This window comes from Paenibacillus sp. Marseille-P2973, from assembly GCF_018101095.1.
Taxonomy (GTDB): domain Bacteria; phylum Bacillota; class Bacilli; order Paenibacillales; family Paenibacillaceae; genus Fontibacillus; species Fontibacillus vini.
The window spans coordinates 531,336-551,539 of sequence record NZ_JAGQEH010000001.1 but is presented as its reverse complement, the minus strand read 5'-3'; the positions used below and the strand labels follow the sequence as shown (position 1 = coordinate 551,539).

At 53.6% G+C, this 20,204-nt stretch carries 13 protein-coding genes and 1 pseudogene; all 14 read left to right on the top strand.

Going from position 1 to position 20,204, the window contains the following annotated elements; all coding sequences use genetic code 11:
* The first annotated feature begins 13 nt into the window (after window positions 1–13).
* The 14 genes and pseudogenes from KB559_RS02475 to KB559_RS02410 all read left to right on the top strand — a co-directional run bounded on the left by KB559_RS02475 (window position 14) and on the right by KB559_RS02410 (window position 20,109).
* Entirely contained in the window at window positions 14–1,819 is a 1,806-nt protein-coding gene (locus KB559_RS02475) for a sensor histidine kinase (RefSeq protein WP_211019992.1), read from the top strand.
* Window positions 1,809–3,404 carry a response regulator gene (locus KB559_RS02470; protein ID WP_211019991.1) on the top strand — a complete coding sequence of 532 codons (1,596 nt, stop codon included), beginning with the start codon at window positions 1,809–1,811 and terminating at the stop codon, window positions 3,402–3,404. Before KB559_RS02475 ends, KB559_RS02470 begins: the two co-directional genes overlap by 11 nt.
* Window positions 3,405–3,442: 38 nt before the next feature.
* The gene (locus KB559_RS02465) at window positions 3,443–5,767 is read left to right on the top strand and encodes a glycoside hydrolase family 3 N-terminal domain-containing protein (RefSeq protein WP_211019990.1); all 2,325 of its coding nucleotides are present in this window, start codon (window positions 3,443–3,445) and stop codon (window positions 5,765–5,767) included.
* A gap of 214 nt (window positions 5,768–5,981) precedes the next feature.
* Window positions 5,982–6,809 carry an SDR family oxidoreductase gene (locus KB559_RS02460; protein WP_247681502.1) on the top strand — a complete coding sequence of 276 codons (828 nt, stop codon included), beginning with the start codon at window positions 5,982–5,984 and terminating at the stop codon, window positions 6,807–6,809.
* A 32-nt stretch (window positions 6,810–6,841) separates the two neighbouring features.
* Window positions 6,842–7,498 (top strand): ThuA domain-containing protein, encoded by a 657-nt coding sequence (locus tag KB559_RS02455; RefSeq protein ID WP_211019988.1) that lies wholly within the window; start codon window positions 6,842–6,844, stop codon window positions 7,496–7,498.
* A gap of 459 nt (window positions 7,499–7,957) precedes the next feature.
* Window positions 7,958–9,445 (top strand): L-arabinose isomerase, encoded by a 1,488-nt coding sequence (gene araA, locus KB559_RS02450; RefSeq protein ID WP_211019987.1) that lies wholly within the window; start codon window positions 7,958–7,960, stop codon window positions 9,443–9,445.
* Window positions 9,446–9,572: 127 nt separating this feature from the next.
* On the top strand, window positions 9,573–10,673 hold the full coding sequence (locus KB559_RS02445; RefSeq protein WP_211019986.1) for a GntR family transcriptional regulator: 1,101 nt from the start codon (window positions 9,573–9,575) through the stop codon (window positions 10,671–10,673).
* Between the two features lie 121 nt (window positions 10,674–10,794).
* Window positions 10,795–11,490, top strand: coding sequence for an L-ribulose-5-phosphate 4-epimerase (gene araD / locus KB559_RS02440; protein WP_282103115.1), 696 nt, complete (start codon window positions 10,795–10,797; stop codon window positions 11,488–11,490).
* Between the two features lie 54 nt (window positions 11,491–11,544).
* Window positions 11,545–13,215, top strand: a complete 1,671-nt coding sequence (locus KB559_RS02435; protein WP_211019985.1) for a ribulokinase — start codon at window positions 11,545–11,547, stop codon at window positions 13,213–13,215.
* 77 nt (window positions 13,216–13,292) lie between these two features.
* A complete protein-coding gene (locus KB559_RS02430) occupies window positions 13,293–14,423 on the top strand; it encodes a sn-glycerol-1-phosphate dehydrogenase (protein ID WP_211019984.1) in 1,131 nt (376 codons plus the stop codon).
* A 260-nt stretch (window positions 14,424–14,683) separates the two neighbouring features.
* A pseudogene (locus KB559_RS02425) lies at window positions 14,684–16,014 on the top strand (ABC transporter substrate-binding protein).
* Between the two features lie 68 nt (window positions 16,015–16,082).
* Window positions 16,083–18,152, top strand: a complete 2,070-nt coding sequence (locus KB559_RS02420) for an alpha-glucuronidase family glycosyl hydrolase (RefSeq protein ID WP_211019983.1) — start codon at window positions 16,083–16,085, stop codon at window positions 18,150–18,152.
* A 140-nt stretch (window positions 18,153–18,292) separates the two neighbouring features.
* Window positions 18,293–19,267 carry a carbohydrate ABC transporter permease gene (locus KB559_RS02415; RefSeq protein ID WP_211019982.1) on the top strand — a complete coding sequence of 325 codons (975 nt, stop codon included), beginning with the start codon at window positions 18,293–18,295 and terminating at the stop codon, window positions 19,265–19,267.
* Window positions 19,264–20,109, top strand: a complete 846-nt coding sequence (locus KB559_RS02410) for a carbohydrate ABC transporter permease (RefSeq protein WP_211019981.1) — start codon at window positions 19,264–19,266, stop codon at window positions 20,107–20,109. Before KB559_RS02415 ends, KB559_RS02410 begins: the two co-directional genes overlap by 4 nt.
* The last annotated feature ends 95 nt before the right edge of the window (window positions 20,110–20,204 follow it).

Genomic DNA, 20,204 nt, shown 5'->3' with positions numbered 1-20,204 from the left:
GGGAAGATACGACATGAAGATACGCTACAGAAAATACCTCGGAAACTTCGGACTGAAGCGAAAAGCGCTCGTCATCTTCCTGCTCTTTGTCATTTTGCCGACCTTCGGCGTCGGCGTCGTCGTTCAATACAAATTCAATCAGGTGTTAAGAGATCAATTTATTAATTCTACCAAGCGCAATCTGGATAACGTGACCAGTCAGCTCGGAGAACAGACGAAGATGGTGGAGGATATCGCCAACTATCTGATTCTAAGTCCGGATATGAGGAATTTCCTTAGAACGTCTCCGCCCTTGAACACCGACCAGAGAGCCAACCTTCAAAAAAATATCGAGGAGTTTCTCACCTTCCAACTGATGTCGCGCAGCTATATCCGATCCATCGAAATATCCGGTTATAACGGCAGTTCCATCGAGATGGGTGAACCGTTCAGCGGGGACGAATCCAAATGGGAGCGGCAGGCTGAAGCCGGTAAAGGCTCGATTATTTGGACAGAGGGCTACAACTTGAATAGCGATTGGTACGGCGAAGTGCAGCTGATTTCGATGTTCCGGATTCTGAATTCGTACAACGAAATTACCAGACCGCTAGGAAGGTTGACGATCAGGATGGATGAAGCCAGCATCCTCCACCTGCTGGAAAAAGGCATATTTGAGGACGGAGCGGGCAGCGTATTTATCATCGGAACGCAAGGGCAGATCGTATTGGGCTCCAAAGACAAGCTGAGCGAGAATTTCAAACCGGACGAAATGCTGCTCGGCAAGCTGGCAACCGGAAGAGAAGGTTTTTTTAATTATTCGGTAAAAGATAGCCGGTACTTGACGCTGTACAAGCCGATCAATAATACAGGCTGGAATGTTGTAGCCATGATTCCCGAGGCGACGGTCGCCGATGAGTTTCGGGGTATCAAATGGTTGATGCTGTTTATTCTGACCGCAATATTGCTGCTCGGCCTGACGGCGCTGATCGGGTTTCATTATACGATCATTACTCCGATTTTACGGCTGAAAAAAGAGGCGCACCGCGTTACCCACGGAGACTTTAGCGCACGCGTACCTATCGAATCCAGGGATGAGATCGCGGAGTTGAACCATAAGTTCAATGAAATGGTCGCTACGATTGAGCAGCTTATCGAACACAAATACAAATTAGAGCTAAGGGAACGCGAATCCGAGTTGAAGCTGATGCAGAACCAGATGGATCCGCATTTTCTCTATAATACGCTGGACATGATCCGCTGGACGGCCCGTTTGGAAAAGGCGGACAAATCGAGTCAGCTGATCGAGATGCTTTCGAAATTTTTCCGTTCCAGTGTGAATAACGGCAGTTACGAGACGACGCTGCGCCGGGAAATGGATTTTGTGCAATCCTATTTGTATCTGCAACAGCGCCGATTAGGAGACAAGCTTAGCTATAGGTTGAATATGGAATCCGGTCTGGAAAATACATTGATCCTCAAAGCTACGATTCAGCCGTTGGTGGAGAATTTTATCAAGCACGGGTTTGACCGTTCGAAACCGGTCAATGAAATTTTAGTCAACGCTTATGCCGCCTTCGATGAAATTTGGATCGATGTGATCGACAACGGGAAAGGGATGTCTCCGCTCCGGAAAAAGGAAATTCAAGCCTTGCTTCAAGGCCGGAATAAGGACGACAGCGTGGGCGGAGCCATGTCCAACATCCATGAGCGGCTCTCGATCTTTTTCGGACAGGGCTATGGCCTTGAAATCGTAAGTACCTCTCCGCAAGGGACCTGGATACGTCTGAGAATTCCTTTGGGAGAAAGTCAGGATCATGGTGGTGAACAGCATGAACAGTAAATTGGAGCGTAAACATAATTGGATCAAGATGCTGATCGTGGATGGCGAGCCCATCATCTGCGCAGGATTGCGGCACACGATTGATTGGGAGGAACTCGGCATTCAAGTCGTTGGCGAAGCTTATGACGGCGCGGAAGCCCTGCGATTGGTCGAAGAACATGAGGTTGACGTGGTGCTTTCCGATATCCGGATGGAAGGCATGGACGGGTTAAAGTTGGCGGAGCGTCTGAAGGAACAATTTCCTGAAGTTCGCGTCGTCATGATCAGCGGTTATGAGGATTTTGAATATGCGCGTCAAGCCATCCGTTTGGGAGTTAGCGATTATTTACTCAAGCCGGTCGAAATCGAGGAATTGACCCGGGTTGTGGAAAAAATCGTCAAAGACCTTCAAGCCGAAACTAGGGACGGGGGCGTTCAGGAAGCGAAGCTGTGGTTGTCGAATATGGCCCGTCACGGCATTGCTTACGGCAAAGAGGCTCCACCTTCCCTGCGTGGTGTTCAATTTCGCGTGCTGATTACCCAGTTGGATCGGTTTGTCGAGCGGTTTGGAGAGCGGCCGCCGGAGCGCTACCGGGAAATCCAGGATAAGTGGATTCGAACGCTGCATACGGAACTCAGTCACCCGTTCCTGCGCGCGGTTTCCGTGTTTGATCATGAAAACCTCCTCGTCACCCTAATCATGTCCGACACCCGATTGGATCGAACAACATGGGACGGGCTGCTGGAACAAGCGCTGCCTGAACTTCGGGAGGGCGGTCTGTATTGCGCGGCTTCCGAGCCTTATGACGATCTCGAAGAGACGGCAAAACACTGCGCCGAGGCAAACGGGCTGCTTCCATATCATGTAGTGGAGGACAAGGTTCTGCTGTTGCCGGAATACCGGGAGTCTGTCGAGCAGGGGCGGAATCTGCCGGCCTTCGATGCTGCCGAAATGGCGAAGAGCTTGCTGGCGGCCATGTTCAAGCAAGATCATGAAGAAGTTACCTCCCGGGTGGAGAGAATGTTCGGTTTTTTCCGGAAAGAAGTCTTTTTGCCGGGGGATATTTTGCTTGCGGTTGAGGAATTGTCGGCCCTGCTCCGGCAGCGACTGCGAAAAAGCGGCATGACCGAGCTGGACTACGGTCACAAAGCCAACCCGGATTTGAACCTTTTCAATTCGTATGCTTCGCTGGAGGCATTGGTCAGGGAAGAGATGCAGGAGTTGCTGCGGCAAATTGACCGCCATGGCATCGATAAATCGTACTGGATCATTGAGAAGGCCAAAAAATATATGGACGAGCATTACCGTACGGATCTGAAAGCTTCTGAGGTGGCAAGTTGGCTGAAAATCACGCCGAGTTATTTCAGTTATATTTTCAAGCAGAGCACGGGCAAAGGTTTTACGGAATATATGAACGAAATGCGGATGGAGCAGGCGAAAGCCCTGCTGGCCACCACGCATGACAAAGTTTTTGAAGTAGCGGATAAAGTGGGATACAAGGAGTACAAGTATTTCGTTTCCGTGTTCAAATCGTATACCGGAATGACGCCAAAGGAATACCGCGGGCTAAGCGCAACGAGGGACACGGGCAGCCAGAGAAATTAAGAGCCCGTATCATTAGTATGAAGCGGGGGAAATGCGGGATGGAAAAATATAAAAAGGCACATGTGCCCATCGAAGAGCGAATCAGCGACCTGTTGGAAAGAATGACGCTTGCGGAAAAAGTAGGACAGCTTAATCAGCGAATGTATGGATGGAACGCTTATGTCAAACGGGAGGACGGTTTTGTCCTGACCGATGAATTCAAAGAGGAAGTCGCCCGGGGAGGCGGAATGGGCGCGCTCTATGGCTTGTTCCGCAGCGACCCCTGGTCCGGCGTTAATTATAGTAACGGAATTACAGCCGCCGATAGTGCAAAGGCGGCCAATATGGTGCAAAAGTATATCATCGAGCATACCCGGCTCGGAATCCCCGTCTTGTTATCGGAGGAATGTCCCCATGGACATCAGGCGCTGGATGGCACGATGCTTCCGGTGAATCTGGGCGTCGGGGCAACCTGGAATCCGGCGTTGATGGAAGAGGCTTATGGCTATGTGGCTTCCGAGATCCGCAGCCGCGGAGCGCATGTGGGACTGGTGTCCGCGCTGGACATTCTCCACGATCCGCGCTGGGGCCGGTCCGAGGAATGCTTCAGCGAGGATCCGTATCTGGCGGCGCGGTTTACGGAAGCCGCCGTGCGGGGGATGCAGGGCGACAACCCCCAGGACCTCTCAGGCATGAGTAAAGTCGCGGTAGTTCTTAAGCATCTTTGCGCCCAGGGTACCGCTCAGGGCGGGCGTAATGCCGGTCCCGCACCGATCGGAGAGCGGGAGCTGCGCGAGATCCACCTTCCCGCCGCCAAGGCCGGGAAGGAGGCTGGGGCCGCCGGATTCATGGCGGCGTATAACGAGATCGACGGCGTGCCATGCCATGCGAACAAGTCGCTGCTTACGGGCATATTGCGCGACGAATGGGGCTTTGACGGCATCGTCATGGCCGACGGCTGCGCGATAGACCGGCTGCTGGCACTGACGGGCAGCCATGAATCCGCGGCGGCCCTCGCACTGGAATCGGGCGTCGATCTGAGCCTGTGGGACACGGCGTTTACGACGCTGGAAGCAGCGGTCCAGCAAGGGCTCGTGCCCGAAGAGGAAATCGACCGGGCGGTGCGGCGGGTACTGCGCCTGAAATTCAGGCTTGGGCTGTTCGACCGCCCGTATGCCAATGAAATGACTCCGATCGCTATGGTCGGCAGACCGGAGTTCCGTGAAGTGAATCTGCAGTTGGCCCGCGAATCGGTCGTGCTGCTCAAGAATGAGGGCGGCTTGCTGCCGCTGGGGGGAGAACGGAAGCGCATCGCGGTGATCGGTCCCAATGCCGACCGGCTGTATAATCAACTCGGCGATTATACGAGCGTCCAGCGCGAGGGCAGCGGGACTACGGTGCTGCAGGGCATCCGGTCGACAGCGCCTGCGGGCGCAGAGATCGTGTACGCACGCGGATGCGGCGTTCGCGACCTGTCGGCGGACGGCCTGGCGGAAGCGGTGGAGGCCGCGAAGAACGCGGACGTGTGCGTGCTGGTGCTGGGCGGCAGCAGCGCCCGCCGGTTTGACGGGGAGTTTGACAGCAATGGCGAAGCCATCGTGTCGAACGGCAACCCGTCGGAAATGGATTGCGGGGAGGGCGTAGACCTCGCCGATCTTTCGCTCGGCGGACAGCAGCGGCGGCTGGTCGAGGAAGTGGCGGCCACCGGGACGCCGGTGGTGGCGGTCATCATACAGGGCCGGCCGCATGCACTGACTGGTGTCGACGAGCATTGCGGCGCGGTGCTGTGCGCCTGGTATCCGGGACCTGAAGGCGGTCGCGCGATCGGTGACCTGCTGTTCGGCAAGGCGAACCCGAGCGGCAAGCTGCCGGTATCGCTCCCCCGGTCCTCGGGACAGCTCCCCGTTTACTACAATCAAAAAGATCCCGGACGTGAGCGTGTTTATGTCGACATGCCTTCCGCAGCGCTGTACCCTTTCGGTTACGGGCTCAGCTACACGACGTTCGAATACATGGAGATTGGCTTGTCCCGGCATGAAATTACCGCAGCCGAGCTGGAAGCGGGCCGCAAAATAACGGTAACGGTGCGGCTCAAGAACACCGGGACCCGCGCCGGAGCCGAAACCGTGCAATTGTATCTCCGTGCGCGCGAATCGGGGATCACCCGGCGTTTGGCGGAGCTGAAAGCTTTTCAAAAGCTGGAGCTGTTCCCCGGAGAAGAACGGGTTGTCAGTTTTACCCTGGGCAGGGAGGAACTTGCGATATGGAACCGGGAGATGAGATTCGCGGTGGAACCGTGCCGTGTCTCCGTGCTGGTCGGAGGCAACTCCAAGTATACCATCGGTAAGGAGTTGAAGATTACGGCCGTTCGATCGGAAGTGTAGTGTGTAGTGTGTAGTGTCGGCTTTGCTTCATCTTGTTCGTAGCAGCCTGTTCAAGCCTGTTGCCTCACCCTTCGGGGTGGGGCTTTTCTATAGCTGTATTTAATTTAAATCTTTAAAAATAAAGCGGTTGCATAAAGTCCCGGGAACAGGGACAATGGGAGTTGTATGAAACATGGTCCTCGTTGGAGTGGGCGAGCAAAGGAGTGTGAGCAGCATGGAATTGACGGCTCTGGTTACGGGAGCGGATCATGGTGTCGGGCTGGCGTTGGTCGAGACGCTGCTGAAACAAGGCAGCCGGGTATTTGCCGGCAGATATCAAACGGAGGAAACTGCGTTGGAAGAGCTGCAGCTTCGTTATCAAGGCAGCTTGACCCTGATTCCGCTTGATATCGGCAGCGATGAAAGCGTGCAGGATGCGGCGAAGACCGTCCGGGCGCATACCGACCGCCTTGATATCCTGATCAACAATGCGGGGATATTGGGTGATATCGAAGCAACGGTTATGGACGAGTTGAATTACGACGAGATGCTGAAAGTATTCAATGTGAATGCGCTTGGCGCATTGCGGATGACGCAGGCTTTTGTGCCGCTGGTGTTGAACAGCGCCTCGAAAATGATCGCCAATATTTCTTCGGAGGCAGGCAGCATCGGACAGAATGAACGCAGCAGCTGGTTCGGCTATTGCATGTCGAAGGCCGCGCTTAATATGGGCTCCAGCCTGGTATACAACGGATTGAAGGAAGCGGGCGGCCGCGTACTGCTCATTCATCCCGGCTGGGTTCAGACCTTCATGCGCGGTGAAGTGGATGCGTCCGCAGACTTGACTCCGGCGGAGTCGGCGGCCAAGATTATCAGTCTGATCATGGAACGGATCGGACAGCGCAACGGAAGAGGGTTGGGATCGAGCGCGGACAACGCACTTGATGGTGCATCCGGTAAAGCTTTTAGCGACACGCTTGATAGCGCTAACAACACATCCGGCAACGTCTCTGGCGACGGTCCGGAATATATAGATGTTTACGGCAATCCATTGCCTTGGTAAGTTACTATTCCGCTGAAGGAGGACAATGAAATATGCATACAATTCTAAAACCAAAAGCATTGCTGATCGGTGATTACATCGAGGCGCCATACCATCCTCTGGGGGCAGTGGAGGAGCGGCTGCGCGAAATTTTGGAGGCGGAGTGGCAGGTGACGGCTACGGATGATTACGATTCTCTTCAATACGAAAACATTTCTGCCTATCAGCTCTGCATTTCCTATGCGGATCGTTGGGATCATCCCATAACCTCCAGTCAAACGGCGGGATTGATTTCGTACGTCGCCGGAGGAGGGGGGCTGTTGGCATTGCATAACGGCATATCTCTTCAAGCCCGGCCTGAAGCCGCACAGCTCCTCGGAGCGCGGTTTACCGGACACCCCGCTTATCAGGAGCTGGATTTTCGCGTCGAAAATACCACTCATGCAATGATGAGGGACGTTTCGCCGTTTACCCTGGAAGAGGAGCCTTACCGCTTCGACATCGACGACTTTAGCGACCATGAAGTGCTGCTGACCTACCGGCACGAAGACCGGGATTGGCCTGCGGCTTGGGTTCGCCATTTTGGCCTGGGCCGGATCGCCTACTTGATGCCGGGGCATCATCTGGACTCCTTCATGCATGCCGGATACGCCGACCTTGTACGGAACGGGGCGCGCTGGGCGGGACAGTCCCGCAATAGATCGGTTTAGTTGCGCGCTCTCACTTCGACTGAATATAGAAATAAGGGTCTTTTAGGGCGCTATTTGCGTGATTTTCAACCGCTAATTGGAAATAAAGGACTTTTAGGACCCTATTTCCGCGCTAGGGGTACTAGAATGCCCATTTTACGCAGGTTTGAGATAAATAAGGCCCAAAAGGCCCTTATTAACGGGAAAAAGCGCAGATTTGCGAGGATAAGGCCCAAACGGACCTTATTACTGCGCACAATCCCAAATTTGTCGGAACAAGTCCAAATAAACAAGACCGAATTCCCCGACCTAAGGGAGTTCGGTCTTTTGCCTTTATTTTTACGCTTGATATTTGGCCGGAACCGGAATAGAATGAATCTAGAACCACTTGTACGTACAACAATAGGATATGGCGATTTGTATAAGATATTGTATGTACAAGTTACTTGGCAACTTAAACTTTTGGGAGGCGTTAGAATCATGAACTTGAAACCGCATTCATTTTGGTTTGTAACCGGAAGCCAGCACTTGTACGGACCTGAAACTTTGGAGCAGGTGGCTGAGCATTCCCGCATTATCGCGGAGCAATTTGATAAAGACCCGGTATTCTCCTATCCGGTCGTATTTAAGCCGATCGTAACGACGCCGGACGAAATATACAACCTGTTGCTGCAAGCGAACGGCGACGCATCTTGCGCGGGCGTGATTACGTGGATGCACACCTTTTCTCCGGCAAAAATGTGGATCGCGGGCCTGTCCCAGCTGCAAAAGCCGCTTTTGCACTTGCATACGCAATTTAACCGTGACATTCCATGGGAATCGATCGACATGGACTTCATGAACTTGAACCAATCCGCGCACGGAGATCGTGAGTATGGCCATATCGGCGCACGTCTCGGAATTGCCCGGAAAGTAGTCGTCGGCCACTGGGAAGACGGCGAAGTGCGCAGCGACATTGCCGGCTGGATGCGTACGGCGGCATCTTATGCCGAAAGCCGCAGCCTGAAGGTAGCGCGCTTTGGCGACAATATGCGCGAAGTGGCCGTTACGGACGGCGACAAAGTATCCGCGCAAATTCAGTTCGGCTGGTCCGTCAACGGCTACGGGATCGGTGATCTGGTTCAGGTCATGAATGAAGTAAGCGATGCGGAAGTGAAAGCGCTGCTGAACGAATATGCGGAGCAGTACACGATTACCAAGGAAGGGCTAAGCGAAGGGGCGGTACGCGATTCGATCGCCTATCAGGCGCGGACGGAAATCGCCTTGAAGCGGTTCCTCGAAGCGGGCAACTTCGGTGCCTTCACGACGACTTTTGAAGACCTGCACGGAATGAAGCAGCTACCGGGACTTGCGGTACAGCGTCTGATGGAAGCCGGATACGGATTCGGCGGCGAAGGAGACTGGAAAACGGCGGCTCTGACCCGCGTGCTGAAAGTGCTGGCCGACAACAAGAGCACCTCGTTCATGGAAGATTACACATACCATTTCGAGCCGGGCAACCATATGATCCTCGGCGCGCACATGCTGGAGGTATGTCCGACGATCGCGGCTACGAAGCCTTCGATCGAAGTGCATCCGCTCGGAATCGGCGGCAAAGAAGACCCGGCCCGCATTGTATTCGACGGACAAGACGGCCCGGCGGTCAACGCTTCGCTGGTCGATCTTGGACATCGTTTCCGCCTGCTTGTCAATGCGGTTGACGGCGTCAAAGTCGAGAAGCCGATGCCTAAACTTCCGGTAGCCCGCGTTCTATGGAAGCCGCAGCCTTCCCTGCGCGAATCCGCGGAAGCTTGGATTTTGGCCGGCGGCGCGCATCATACGGTCCTGTCTTACACCATTACGTCGGAGCAACTGACCGACTGGGCTGAAATGGCGGGAATCGAGGCCGTGATCATTGATAAGGACACTTCGGTGCGCCAATTCAAGAACGAGCTCCGCTGGAGCGATGCGGCATACCGTTTGCGGTAGCATTCACTCCCTCCGGATTTGCCCGGCCTGTGATACAATAGCGGTTAGAGTGCAAGGTGCGCCGCAACACATAAGCTGCACTAATAAAAATGTACGGCGGCTGGAGTAAATGAAGGATGGATAATAGATGAACAATCGGAAAATTCCAAAATACATGCAATTGAAACAGGAATTGCTCTCGTGGCTGCAATCGGGCAAGCTGCAGCCCGGGGCGCAATTTCCTTCCGAGAATGAAATCTCGGAGCAGTTCGGCCTTAGCCGGCAAACCGTCCGGCAGACCTTTGGTGAATTGGAGAAGGACGGCTGGCTGGAGCGGATTCAGGGCAAGGGAACATTCGCCCGGAACCCGCAGCGGCGTGAAGGCGAGCAGGTCAAGACGATCGGAATCATTACGACGTATATTTCCGATTATATTTTTCCGCACATCGTTCGCGGAGCGGAGGCGGAGCTGCGCAGCAGAGGATACCGGCTCCTTCTCAGCAGTACGGACAACACGAAGGAGAAGGAAATGGAAGCCCTGCAGCTGATGACCAGCCAGCCGCTTAGCGGGCTGATCATCGAGCCGACGCGGAGTGCCGAAGGCAATCCGAACCTGCGTTACTTTCTCGATCTTCAAGAAAAGGGGATTCCTTACCTGATGATCAACGAGAAATACCGGGAATTGGAGTGCCCCTGCCTGAAGGTAAATGACGAGAGCGGAGGGTATCAGGCGGCGCGTTATTTGCTGGATGCCGGGCACCGCTATATCGCCGGATTTTTCAAAACCGACGATTTGCAGGGTGTGGGACGGTTGAAGGGTTTTTTGGCCGCCCATAAGGAACAAGGAATATCGGTTGCCTCAAACCGGGTCGTTACTTACACGACGGAACAGAAACAAGATCTCCCTTATCGGGAAGCAGTTAAGCTGCTGAAAGCAATGAATTCGCCTGAAGGGGAGCGCCCGACGGCGTTTGTCTGCTATAACGACGAATTGGCTTTGCTGCTGATGGAAGCGGCTGCCGAGTGCGGGCTGCGCGTTCCGGAGGACTTGTCGCTGATCGGCTTTGACGATTCAAGCCTGGCGGCGGCCTCGGGGACGAAGCTTACGACGCTCACGCATCCCAAGACCGAGATGGGAATCGCGGCGGCAAGGCAGCTCATCGGTATGATCGAACAGGGGGCTCTTTTTGAAGATACGGTTTACGATCCTGAGTTGATTGAACGGGATTCTGTAGTCAGACGTAGCTGAGAGAAACGGCAGGGCTCGCTTGGTAATGGTAGAGGGAGTCCCTGCTCCTCAGTAGGGTAACTTGTACGTACAATTGAATTGAACTAGTGGATTAAAAGAAATAGAAAGGAAGTGCCTTAACATGCTGGAAGCATTGAAGCAGCAGGTGCTGGAAGCCAATCTGGAGCTGCCCAAACACGGGCTGGTTACTTTTACTTGGGGAAATGTGAGCGGAATCGACCGGGAAAGCGGGCTGTTCGTCATTAAGCCGAGCGGGGTGCCTTATGAAGAGCTGAAGGCCGAGCATATGGTCGTTATGGATCTCGAAGGCAACGTCGTCGAAGGAAATCTACGCCCTTCTTCCGACACTCCGACTCATATGGTGTTGTACCGTTCGTTCCCGGAAATTGGGGGCGTAGTACACACGCATTCTCCTTGGGGTACGAGTTGGGCTCAGGCTGGACGTTCACTTCCGGCTTACGGGACGACGCATGCGGATTATTTTTACGGGGAAATCCCCGTGACGCGTCCGATGACCAAGGAAGAAATCGAAGGCGCTTACGAACTGGAAACGGGAAATGTGATTGTGGAGCGGTTCGCTGACCTGGGCGTGGATCCGAACATGGTGCCCGGCGTGCTGGTGCATGCTCATGCGCCGTTCGTGTGGGGCAAGGATGCCCATAATGCGGTGCACAATGCCGTAGTTCTTGAAGAGGTAGCGAAAATCGCCGCCCGCATGCTGCAAATCAATCCCCATACGCCGCCGATGGACCAGACTTTGCTGGATAAACACTTTTTGCGTAAACATGGGGCAAACGCTTATTACGGACAAAAGTAAAAATAATACGATTCGATCTCTTCATCATTCATTTCATAATCTGGAGGGTTAGTTATGAGCAAAAAATATACGATCGGGGTCGATTACGGAACCCAATCGGGCCGCGCCGTACTGGTGGACTTGTCGAACGGTCACGAGGTTGCCGACCACGTTACTCCATATCCGCATCATGTCATCGACGAGGAGCTCCCGGTTTCGGGCATCAAGCTGGAATATGACTGGGCGCTTCAGCACCCGGACGATTATTTGGAGGTATTGAGAAAATCGGTGCCCGCGGTTATCCGGGAATCGGGGATAGATCCGGCCGAAGTGATCGGGATCGGCATCGACTTTACGGCCTGTACGATGCTTCCGGTGGATGAGCAGGGCGAGCCGCTATGCTTTGACAGCCAATATAAGGATCTGCCGCATAGCTGGGTGAAGCTGTGGAAGCATCACGCGGCCCAGCCGGAAGCCGACAAGATTAACCGGATCGCCGAGGAGCGGGGCGAAGCGTTCCTGCCGCGCTACGGCGGGAAGATTTCCTCCGAATGGATGATCGCGAAGGTGTGGCAAATCCTCGACGAAGCGCCGGAAATTTACGAGCATGCGGATATGTTCCTGGAAGCGACGGATTGGGTCATTTCGCAAATGACGGGTAAAATTGTGCGCAACAGCTGTACTGCAGGCTACAAGGCTATTTGGCATAAGCAGGACGGATACCCGAGCAAGGATTATTTTAAAGCGCTCGACCCGCGTCTGGAAAACCTGACGGAGACCAAGCTGCGCGGAGAGGTTATTTCGCTCGGGACGAACGCCGGCGGCCTTACGCCGGAAATGGCCGAGATGATGGGCCTGACGCCAGGCATCGCCGTGGCGGTAGGCAATGTGGACGCGCATGCGGCTGTTCCTGCCGTGGGCGTCGTAACACCGGGCAAATTGGTCATGGCGATGGGAACCTCGATTTGCCACATGCTGCTGGGCACGGAAGAGAAACAGGTGGAAGGCATGTGCGGTGTCGTGGAAGACGGCATTATACCGGGGCTTTATGGATATGAAGCCGGGCAATCCGCCGTTGGCGATATTTTTGAGTGGTATGTGGAAGAATCGCTGCCGGCTTACGTCAAGGAAGCGGCATCGGCGGAAGGCATCGGCGTGCATCAGTGGCTGGAGAGAGAAGCGGCGAAGTACAAACCGGGCCAAACCGGACTGCTTGCCTTGGATTGGTGGAACGGGAACCGGTCCGTCCTGGTGGACACGGATTTGACAGGGCTGATCCTCGGCATGACGCTGTTGACCAAGCCGCAGGAAGTTTACCGCGCCCTGCTGGAAGCGACCGCCTTCGGCACGCGTAAAATCGTCGACGCGTTCCATTCGAACGGCGTAGCGGTGGATGCGCTGTACGCCTGCGGCGGACTGCCGCAGAAGAACCGGCTGCTCATGCAAATTTATGCGGACGTGACGAACCGCGAAATCTTTGTCGCCGATTCGAAGCAGACGCCGGCGCTCGGCGCAGCCATGTTTGCAGCCGTTGCAGCCGGACAGGAAGCGGGCGGCTATGATACGATCATCGACGCCGCGGCTCAAATGGCGCGGGTCAAAGAAGAGACATTCAAGCCGATTCCGGCCAATGTGGAAGTTTATAACCGCTTATATGAGGAATATAGCAAGCTGCACGATTATTTCGGCCGCGGCGAGAATGATGTGATGAAGCGGCTCAAGAATATCAAAAAATCGGCGGAATAAAGGAAATAAGCAAAACTATAGAGAAAAAGCTTTACATCGCCGAGGATCTCAAAACATTGGAGTGGGAGGAACAAGCGATGTCGAATGTTAGTGAACTGCCCTTTTTTGAATGTCTTGTCCTGGAAGCCGGAGCCCTGAACCAGGTGGCGCCGTTTCTTGTGAAGCACGAGAGCAAACGGCTGGTGCTTGCTGCGGACGGGAATACGTATGAAGCGGCCGGTAGAGACCTGGAGCTAAAGCTCCGGGAGGCCGGCTTGGAAGTAACGCTCTGTTTGCTGGAGCCGGCCGGTACGGGCGACGTGGTCGCCGACGAGGCCTCTATCGTTCAATTGCTGTTGGCGATCGAACCGGGCTTGACGGATGCGCTGATCGCAGTGGGTTCCGGAACGATCCACGATATCGTCCGGTTTGCCGGGCATAAGAGCGGCATTCCGTTCATCTCGGTGCCGACGGCGCCGTCGGTGGACGGGTTTACGTCGGCGGGTGCCCCGCTCATTATCCGCGGAATCAAGAAGACCGTACCGGCCGTGCCGCCGACCGCGATCTTCGCCGATTTGAACATCCTGATGAAGGCTCCGCAATCTCTCGTTGCGGCCGGATTCGGCGACATGCTCGGCAAATACACCTCCCTGTTCGACTGGAAGTTCTCCCATCTGACGGCGGGAGAGCCGTACAATGAGCAGTCTGCGCTCATCACCGAGCGGGCGCTGAATTCCTGCGTGAAGCATGCCCGGGAGATCGGGCAGCGCACGGAGGAAGGGATCACCGTGCTGATGACCGCGCTGATCGAATCGGGCATCGCGATGCTGCTTTTCGGGCAGTCGCATCCCGCCTCCGGCGCCGAACACCATCTCTCCCATTACTGGGAGATGGAATTTTTGCGCCGGGGTCACCGGGCGCTGCTGCACGGCGCGAAGGTCGGCGTGGCCTGCGCCGAGATCTCGCGCCTGTATCATGCCGCCGCCGACAGCGGCATGTATCCGGCCGGCGAGCCGGAAGCGCTGCGGCAGCACGGAGAGCAGGTTCGCGTCTGGCTTGCGGACGTGCCGTCCGAGGATGAAATCCGCGAACTGCTCCGGCAGGCCGGCGGCCCGTCCAGCCTGGAGGAGCTCGGCATCGACGGCGAGCTGTTCGGGCGCAGCCTGAACGAAGCTCATCTTGTGCGAATGAATCGGCACACGCTGCTGCGTGCGCTGAACGAAGCCTAGAAAACGCATAACAAAGAAGCCACCCCGTAGGAGCTGGTCTAGCCCCCATTTGGCGGACATCAATAAAAAGCCCTAGGCAACAAGCTGACTTCGGTACTCAACCGGAGTCAGCTTATTTAGTTTACGCTTTGCTCGATTGCACGCTTGCATTTTCGTGAGATTTTAAAATAAATCGTGCATCATCCACATATAAACTCTATTTCCAAGATGGTACGATAACGAATGAGCAAGATAATTAGAGTTCAAGTAGGAGGGTTAAAATGATTAAATGGAAGCGTTCTCTTTCCCTTTTGGCGGCGACAGCTTTGATTGGAATCCTGGCTGCCTGCGGAGGAAACGGAGAGACAAAGAACAGTGCTGATTCCGCTGGAAAACCCGCTAACAATACGTCTACAGAACAGCAGGCGCCAAGTGATGAACCTGTAAAATTGCGCATTATGTGGTGGGGGTCACAACCGCGGCACGAGGCTACCTTGGCTGCGTTGGATTTGTACACCAAGAACAATCCGAACATTACTTTCGAACCGGAGTATTCGGGGATGGACGGATATTTGGACAAACTTTCCACTCAGGCTGCCGCTAAAAACGCACCGGATATCGTTCAGCTGGATCCGGGCTGGATCCCGGACTGGATGTCCCGTGGTCAATTGCTGGATCTGGCTCCCGAAGTGGATGTAAGCAAATTCGACGAGAAGTTGGTGTCCGCCGGCCAGCTTGACGGCAAACAGTATGCCATGCCTCTGGGTTCGGTAGCATTTGGGATGGTATATGACAAGGCCGCTATGGATAAGCTCGGAATCAAAAATCCGCAAAATGGCTGGACTTGGGATGAGTTTTTCGCTCTGGCCAAAGAATCCAAATCCAAACTGCCGAAAGGCCAATATTTTCTCTGGACTATGGCGGTAATTACTTCATGTACTCGGCTTATCAATACGCCAAGGGCAAAGGACAGGTGATCACGGATGAAGGCCATTTTAACGTGGATCAAGCGACTTTCGTGGAATGGGCAGCCAAATTCGAAGAGCTTCGTAAGGAAGGATTGGTTCCGCCTGCAGATGTGAATGCCTCCGACAAAGAACACGATCCGCAAATGGATTTGATGGCCGCAGGCAAAGTGTTGATGCGTTACAGCTTCTCCAACAACCTGGGGACTTGGGATAGCATCAAGCCGGGGGCGTATGCACTCGTAACCATGCCGCGTGCCGAGGAAGCGGGCGGATGGCTGAAGCCATCCATGTTCTTGGGAGTGACGAACAACTCCAAACATGCCGTGGAAGCGAAGAAATTCGTGGATTGGTTCGTGAATAGTCAAGAAGCGGGAGATATACTGCAAACGTTCCGCGGGCTGCCGGCTAACAAGGAAATTGCCACCGCTCTGGAAGCGAACATGAGCGATTTGGATAAGGTTGGTCTGGGACTTCTGCGCGCGACGGAGCCGGACGGACAAAAATGGTCGGCCGGTGCGGGCGGATGGACGAATTTTATCGATAAAGACTGGGTACTTGTCCGAGATCAGCTGATGTTTGGCAAAGTGTCGCCGGAACAAGCCTTTGAACAGTTAAAGGAAGCTTCGCAATCCTACGAAAAATAAATTAATGATTGCGGCCCGGGACAGTTTTGCCCCGGGCCTTATATTTTTCATCATGAGGAGGACTATGAATGAGCCGTTATTTTGAGTACCGTCCGGGTGATGGTTATGAGGCTTGGCTGCAGTACCGCCGAACGGATCAGGGGACTAAATTCGAACAGTATGCGCCCTATTGTCATATCGCTGCCGTGATTCAAGATGAAGTGATGCGGACGGCCGTGAACGAGCTGTCACAAGGTCTGGAAGCCATTACAGGCCATTCGGTTGCCGTTACGGAAACTTTGGGAGAGTCTTCAGGCATCCTATTGGGTATCTTTGGAGCAAGCCAAGCGATTGACGAGGCTATCCATGCCGATGCTGCCCGTTCCGTCAAAACCGAGGGCTATGCGATTCAAATCGACGACGGGGCGGAGCAAATAGCGATCGGCGCAGCGGACTCCGCAGGCTTGTTGTATGGAGTGTTCCATTTGCTGCGGATTATGGCGACGGGCGGCGACGTGAAGTCTTTGAATCGGGTCGAAAATCCGGTCAATTCGCTGCGCATGATCAATCAATGGGATAATATGGATGGCAGTGTGGAACGGGGGTATGCCGGGTCGTCGATCTTTTATCAGGATAACCGGGTTGCCAAGGAGCATCAACGAATTCAGGATTATGCCCGGTTGCTGGCTTCTTGCGGAATCAACGCTATTGCGATCAACAATGTCAATGTTCATCGGGTGGAGAGCCGCCTCCTGACCGATTTCCTGCCGGATGTGACTAAACTGGCAGCGATCTTTCGTCAATATGCCATCAAGCTCTACCTAAGCATTAATTACGCCAGTACTATGGAATTGGGAGGCCTCTCAACCGCGGACCCGCTGAATCCGTCCGTCCGTGAATGGTGGCGTGAAGCCGCAGCGAAAGTTTATGAAGCAATTCCGGATTTCGGCGGATTTTTGGTGAAGGCCGACTCGGAGCATCGCCCGGGACCGTTTACCTACGGACGGGATCATGCCGACGGCGCCAATATGCTGGCCGAGGCCGTGAAGCCGTATGGCGGTGTCGTGATCTGGCGGTGCTTCGTGTATAACTGCAAACAGGACTGGCGCGATCGCTCCACCGACCGGGCAAGAGCTGCCTATGATCATTTCCGGCCGTTGGATGGGCGTTTCTTGGATAATGTTATTCTGCAGATCAAGAACGGACCGATTGATTTTCAGGTTCGGGAACCCGTCTCTCCGCTGATCGGGGCCATGCCGCATACCAATCAAATGATCGAGTTCCAGATTGCCCAGGAATATACCGGACAGCAAAGACATGTCTGTTATCTGGTTCCCCAATGGAAAGAGGTTCTGGACTTCGACACATACCTTCAAGAGGAAGGTACCCCCGTTAAACGCATTGTGGATGGTACGGTGCACGGAAATCCCTGCAACGGCTTTGCCGCTGTTTCCAATATCGGAAGCGACGCCAATTGGACCGGTCACTTGTTGGCACAGGCCAACCTGTTCGGTTACGGCCGATTGGCCTGGAATCCGGAGCTGTCCGCAGAGGAAATTGCGAAGGAATGGATTAGGCTAACTTTTGGCAGCCGGGAACCGCTATTCCAAACCATTTATGATATCCTCATGAATTCGTGGGAGATTTATGAATCTTATACTACTCCGCTGGGGGTCGGTTTTATGGTCAATCCGGACCATCATTACGGACCAAACGTAGAGGGATATGAATACTCGCCATGGGGGACCTACCACTATGCGGACAACCATGGTATAGGGGTAGACCGGACGACGGCCACCGGAACCGGATATACTGCGCAATATGCAAATGCCAACAAGCAGAGGTATGAATCGCTGGCGACTTGTCCGGATGAACTGCTGCTTTTCTTCCATCATGTTCCGTATACCCATAAGCTTCATTCCGGCAAAACCGTAATTCAGCATATTTATGATACTCACTTTGAAGGAGCGGAACGGGCAGGCCAGTTGCTGGCGGTTTGGGAGCGGATGCGGGAGCAGTTGGACGAACAAGCATACCGGCAAGTGGCGGACCGTCTTGAGGAACAGGCTGAGCATGCCAAGGAGTGGCGTGACCGAATCAACACGTATTTTTATCGAAGGAGCGGAATTCCCGACGAACTGGGAAGAACGATTTATTAATGGAGCAAGTAAAAAAGGGGCGAGTTGATCGCCCTTTTTTTCGTTATATTTTGAAAGAAATCGAGCATTGCCCTCATTTAGCAGGAATTGTGCCGGCGGTATACTTGATCTATACCATATTGACACACGAGGTGACTGTCATGAATCGTACCACAGCGGCTATAATCCCAGCTTCCCCGGAAACGAAGAAGCCGAAGAAGACGAAGCCTTCGTTTCTAAGCCGATGGAACGCTCCCTTAGCGGGCTATTTGTTTATTTCGCCCTGGCTGATCGGGTTTCTTGCGCTGACTGCTTATCCTTTGTTCCTTTCGTTATATTATTCTTTTACCGATTACACGCTAATGAAACCGATGGAGTGGATCGGAACTCGGAATTACGAGCGTATCTTTACCTCGGATCCGAAGTTCGTGGATTCCGTGAAGGTTACCTTCACGTATGTGCTTGCCTCTGTGCCTTTGAAGCTGATCGCCGCCCTGTTAGTAGCAATGGTTCTTAATAAGGCGATAAAAGGAATCGGTGTTTACCGTACGGCGATTTACTTTCCTTCCCTGATCGGTGGCAGTATCGGAGTTTCCCTGCTCTGGAGGAACATTTTCGGAGTAGACGGGATCTTCAACAAGATAATCGGGGTTTTCGGCTTTGAAGGAAAGGGCTGGATCACTAGCCCCGACACGGCCCTTGGCACGCTAATCCTGCTAACGGTTTGGCAATTCGGTTCGACCATGGTCATTTTCCTGGCGGGGCTGAAGCAGATCCCGAATGATTTGTACGAGGCCTCCGCGGTTGACGGTGCCAACAAGGTTACTCAATTTTTCAAGATCACCATGCCGATGCTTTCGCCGATTCTTTACTTCAACCTGATAATGGGCGTAATCGGAGCTTTTCAAATGTTTACTTCGGCTTTCGTCATCACCAACGGCGGACCGATGAACGCGACTTATGTGTATGCCTTGTATTTATATGAAAGGGCTTTCAGTAGATATGAGTTGGGATACGCATCCGCGCTGGCCTGGATTATGCTGGTGATGATCGTACTGGCTACGATTCTAATCTTTTACACGTCAAAATACTGGGTATTCTATGAATCCGACACGGGAAGGGAGAAACGGAAATGACACAACGCAAATGGAAACCGGCACTCCGGCATCTTTTCATGATCCTTTTCAGCTTGATTATGGTGTATCCGGTTCTCTGGTGGGTCGGAGCCTCGCTGAAACATAGCACGGAGCTCGGCTCGCCGGGCATCTTCCCGTCCGTACCGCAATGGAGTAACTACGTCAAAGGCTGGAACTCTATTCCGGGTCACACCTTTACGGACTTTTATCTCAATACTTTCGGGCTGGAGATAGCGGTCATCGCTACAACACTGATATCTTGTACATTGGTAGCCTTTGGTTTTGCAAGACTGGATTTTCCGCTCAAGGGCTTCTGGTTCTCGATTCTGATGCTGACCTTGATGATGCCCGGACAGGTGCTGATTATTCCGCAATACACTTTGTTTCACCAACTGGGATGGGTTAATACGTATTTGCCGTTCATTATTCCCCATATGCTTGCGGGTGGGGCGGGAGGCACCTTCTTCGTCTTTCTGCTGATTCAATTCATCCGCGGGCTTCCAAAAGAACTGGACGAATCCGCCAAAATCGACGGATGCTCCTGGTTCGGGATTTACTGGCGGGTTATTATTCCGCTGACGCTGCCGGCTATTATAACCGTAATGATATTTTGTTTCCTCTGGAACTGGGATGATTTCTTGGGGCATCTCCTTTATATCAACTCGGTGGAAAAATATACGGTCGGCTTGGCTCTCAGAATGATAAACGACTCTCAATCCGCCCAGGAATGGGGACAATTACTCGCCATGTCGCTGGTTTCTGTCCTTCCGGCAACGTTTATTTTCATGTTCTTGCAAAAGTATTTCGTGGAAGGCATTGCAACTACAGGCATAAAAGGATAAAATTTAAATTTAAAAAACATTTATCGGTGACGGTAAAGCGACGATTTCTTCGCCGTTTTACCGTTTATTTCGCCTGAATCGCCAAGGGGAAGGAA